Origin of the sequence: Pseudomonas sp., from assembly GCF_036404235.1 — a bacterium.
Lineage (GTDB): Bacteria > Pseudomonadota > Gammaproteobacteria > Pseudomonadales > Pseudomonadaceae > Aquipseudomonas.
Genome location: NZ_DASWOT010000120.1, coordinates 1 through 3489 on the forward strand (window position 1 = coordinate 1; position 3489 = coordinate 3489).

The window sequence follows — 3489 nt, forward strand, 5'->3', positions numbered from 1 at the left end:
CCTCCATGCCCCGATTCTGCCGTTCGACCTCATCGGCCAGGCGCGCCATTGAGACTGCTATCGATTGACCCCTGTCATTCTTTTGCGCCGGGGTCAGCAGCTCGATCAGCTTGCGGTTCATCTCGGCCAGGTGTCAATCAGCGTTGAAAAGTTTCCAGGTAACAGCGTCCAAAACTTTCCACTTGGTCAGCTTGATTTGGGCTGTTTCTGGCGCTGTTTGAAGCGGAACGAATCGTTGCCGGTTTCCAGGATATCGCAGTGATGAGTGATGCGGTCGAGCAAGGCTGTGGTCATTTTGGCATCGCCAAAGACGCCCACCCATTCGGCGAATGAGAGATTGGTGGTGATGATCAGCGAGGTCTTTTCGTAGAGTTGGCTGATTAGATGGAACAACAGCGCGCCACCGGAGGCAGGGAATGGCAAATAGCCCAGTTCATCAAGGATAATAGCGTCGATGTGGGCCAGTTGGCGGGCCATATTTCCGGCCTTTCCCTGCTGTTTCTCGCGTTCCAACTGGTTCACCAGATCGACAGCGTTATAGAAGCGGACGCGTTTGCCATGATGGATGGCTGCCACACCTAAGGCTGTTGCCACGTGGGTTTTTCCCGTTCCGGTCCCGCCGACCAGGATCAGGTTGTGCGCGGTTTGCATGAACCCAGCCGTTGCCAGTTGCTGGATCTGCGCTTGTGGCAAGGGCGTTTCCGCCCAATCGATCCCAGTGAGATCCCGATGCACCGGAAAGCGCGCTGTCTTGAGCTGATAGCGTAGGCTTCGCACCTGGCGATCGGCCAGTTCGGCTTCAATCAACCGATCCAGCCAAGCTTCGGGTTGCAGCGGCCGCCGTGGTCCCTCGGCCGCCAACTCGCTCCAGGCCGTCGCCATGCCATACAGATGCAGCGCATTGAGTTGGGCCAGGCGATCAGGTGCGGGTGGATTAGTGGAGGACACGGCTGGCTCCACGCAAATGGTCGTAGCGGGCACAATCAGCCAGCGGTTCACGCTGCAGCTTCAGCATGTCCGGCACGCTCAGTGCCATTGGCTGCGTGGGCGCGAGCAGTCGACGCATCTCGTTCATGACCACCGAGGCGGTGACGACATTGCCGTCCAACACCAGCTCGCAAGCCACTTGCAGAGGTTCCAGGCCGACCTCGCGTGCCATCATCAGCAACTCGACGAACGCCCGGTCGCCCTTGGGCTGCTTGAGGATGTGGTCGCGCACAAGCTGAATGGCGAGCGGCAGCTCCCATTCGCGGAACGGCACGCCATTGCGCAGCGCGCCGGGTTTTCGTTCCAGGATCGGCAGATAGTGCCACGGATCGCAGATCAACTGATCCCGTCCGAAGCGACGCGCGTGTTGGGCGATCATCGCACCATCGGCGACGACGCGGATCTCGGCCGCTGTGCAGCGCAGCGAGACCGCACGACCGGCGAATTCCGCTGGAACGCTGTAGCGATTGCGGTCCAGTACCACAAGGCAGGTGCTGGAGACCCGCAGCATATGCTCGACATAACCATCGAACGGTGCGGTGATCGGCCGTAAAGCAGGCCGCTCGTCAATGAAGCAGGCGGCGATCGAACGCTCCGGGGTCAGCGGGTGCTTGCGCTCAGCCAACTCGCGGCAACGCGTTGCCAGCCATGTGTTCAACGCCTCGAAGCTGGCAAAGCGAGCCAGCGGCGTGAACAGCCATTCGCGGACGTTGCCGACCTGGTTCTCGACCTGTCCCTTTTCCCAGCCCGATGCCGGGGTGCAGGCGACAGGTTCAAACAGATAGTGGTTGGCCAGCACCATGAAGCGGCGGTTGAACAGCCGTTCCTTGCCAGTGAAGATCGTATCTACAACTGCCTTGAGGTTGTCATACACCATGCGCTGCGGCACGCCACCGAAGAAGGCAAAGGCGCGGTTGTGCGCGTCGAAAACCATCTCCTGGGTCTCTCGAGGATAAGCCACGACGAACATCTGGCGGCTGAATGCCAGACGAAAATGCGCCACCTTGACGGTCTGCATGACGCCGTTGAGCTCGACGTGCTCGTGGCTCCAGTCGAACTGACAGACCTCACCAGGCGCAAACGCCAGCGGAACATAGGCCTGCGTCAGAGCCGGGCCAGGTTTGGCCGCTTTCCAGCGCTGCACGAACCGTTGCACGCTGTCATAGGCACCGCGATAACCCTCCGCCTGCAAACCCTCGAACAACCGCCGCGCCGTGCGCCGTTGTGCCTTGGGCAGCAGACGTTCGGTTTGCAGCCAGCTCTCCAGCGTCGCCTGAAACGTCCCCAGCATCGGCGTTGGCTGCTTTTGGCGTCGATACGCCGGTTCAGACTGGCTACGCAGATGCTTGCGCACCGTCGGACGTGACAGTTTCAGGTCTCGCGCAATCGAACTGATGCTCTCCTTGCTGACCAAATGACGGCGCCGGATCTCGGCAATTATATCCATGAATACCACCCCAGATTCTCCGGCAAAAACGCCGGATGATCGCACAGACCAGGGTGGAAACTATTGAACGCTGTTTACCCCCGGAATCTGGAAAGTTTTGCACGCTGTTTTACAGCTCTGAGGAGGCGCCGCAGTCGAAGGTCCGCTTTCGGCGAGCGTCGCGGCTGATCTGTACGATCTGGATCGGTCGATTTCGGTTGAAACAAATGGGTGCTCGAACGGCAGGTGTCTCACCGACACCGCCCGAACCTGCCATTCGGCTTCCGGCCAGAAGCAGCCTAAAGCTGTGTCCGGCGGGTTTGAGCACCTGTCCGCCAAACGACCGTTGAACGGCCACCTTTGATGTGTCCGTAAATCCTGGGTCGAAGACGGCAAACCGGACAAGATGGTTGCCGGACGGGAAAACGGACAGACTGGCTTTGGCATAGATCGGCTACACGCGCGTCAGCGCCCTCGATCAGGATCCAGCGTTGCAAATTGATGCACTCGCGGCGGTGAAATGCTCGAAGGTGTTCAAGGATCGCGCGTCCGGCGCCAGAACCGACCGGGCTGGCCTGCTGGCAGCCCTCGCCTACGTGCGAGAGAACGATGTGCTGGTTGTGTGAAAGTTAGATCGCCTTGGCCGATCGCTGCCGCATCTGCTTGAGACGGTCACGGCTTTGGAAAAGCGGGGCGTCGGTTTCCGCTCCATAACCGAGGCAATCGACACCACCACTCCAGGCGGCAGGTTGGTGTTCCACCTGTTCGGCGCACTTGGGCAGTTAGAGCGTGACCTGATCCAGGAACGCACGCGTGCCGGTCTGGTGGCGGCTGCGGCCCGGGGCCGAAAGGGTGGTTGCAACCAGTCGTGGTAGGCGACAAGCTCCAGCGGGCTCGCATGATGGTCGCCAAGGGGCTTACCGTCCGCGAGGCTGCGACCCGGCTCAAGGTCGGCAAGACGGCGTTCTACGAAGCATTGCGCGAGCAGGACGCTTAACGCTGATCAAGGCCGCGCGAGAGATCGTTCGTATTCTGTTCCTTCAAGCCGGACACTCAGAGCACTTTCGTGTCGTGAC

The 3489-nt window shown here is 60.2% G+C and carries 2 protein-coding genes and 1 pseudogene; 1 reads left to right on the forward strand and 2 read right to left on the reverse strand.

Annotation, left to right across the window (positions count from 1 at the left end; all coding sequences use genetic code 11):
- Window positions 1-186 precede the first annotated feature (186 nt).
- Both istB and istA read right to left on the reverse strand, forming a co-directional pair.
- A complete protein-coding gene (istB, locus tag VGC62_RS15540; RefSeq protein WP_331187967.1) occupies window positions 187-948 on the reverse strand; it encodes an IS21-like element helper ATPase IstB in 762 nt (253 codons plus the stop codon).
- Window positions 935-2443 (reverse strand): IS21 family transposase, encoded by a 1509-nt coding sequence (gene istA, locus VGC62_RS15545; protein ID WP_331187968.1) that lies wholly within the window; start codon window positions 2441-2443, stop codon window positions 935-937. The genes istB and istA overlap by 14 nt, the downstream gene beginning before the upstream one ends.
- Before the next feature lie 419 nt (window positions 2444-2862).
- Here istA and VGC62_RS15550 point away from each other — a divergent pair.
- Window positions 2863-3410: pseudogene (locus tag VGC62_RS15550) on the forward strand (recombinase family protein).
- Window positions 3411-3489 lie beyond the last annotated feature (79 nt).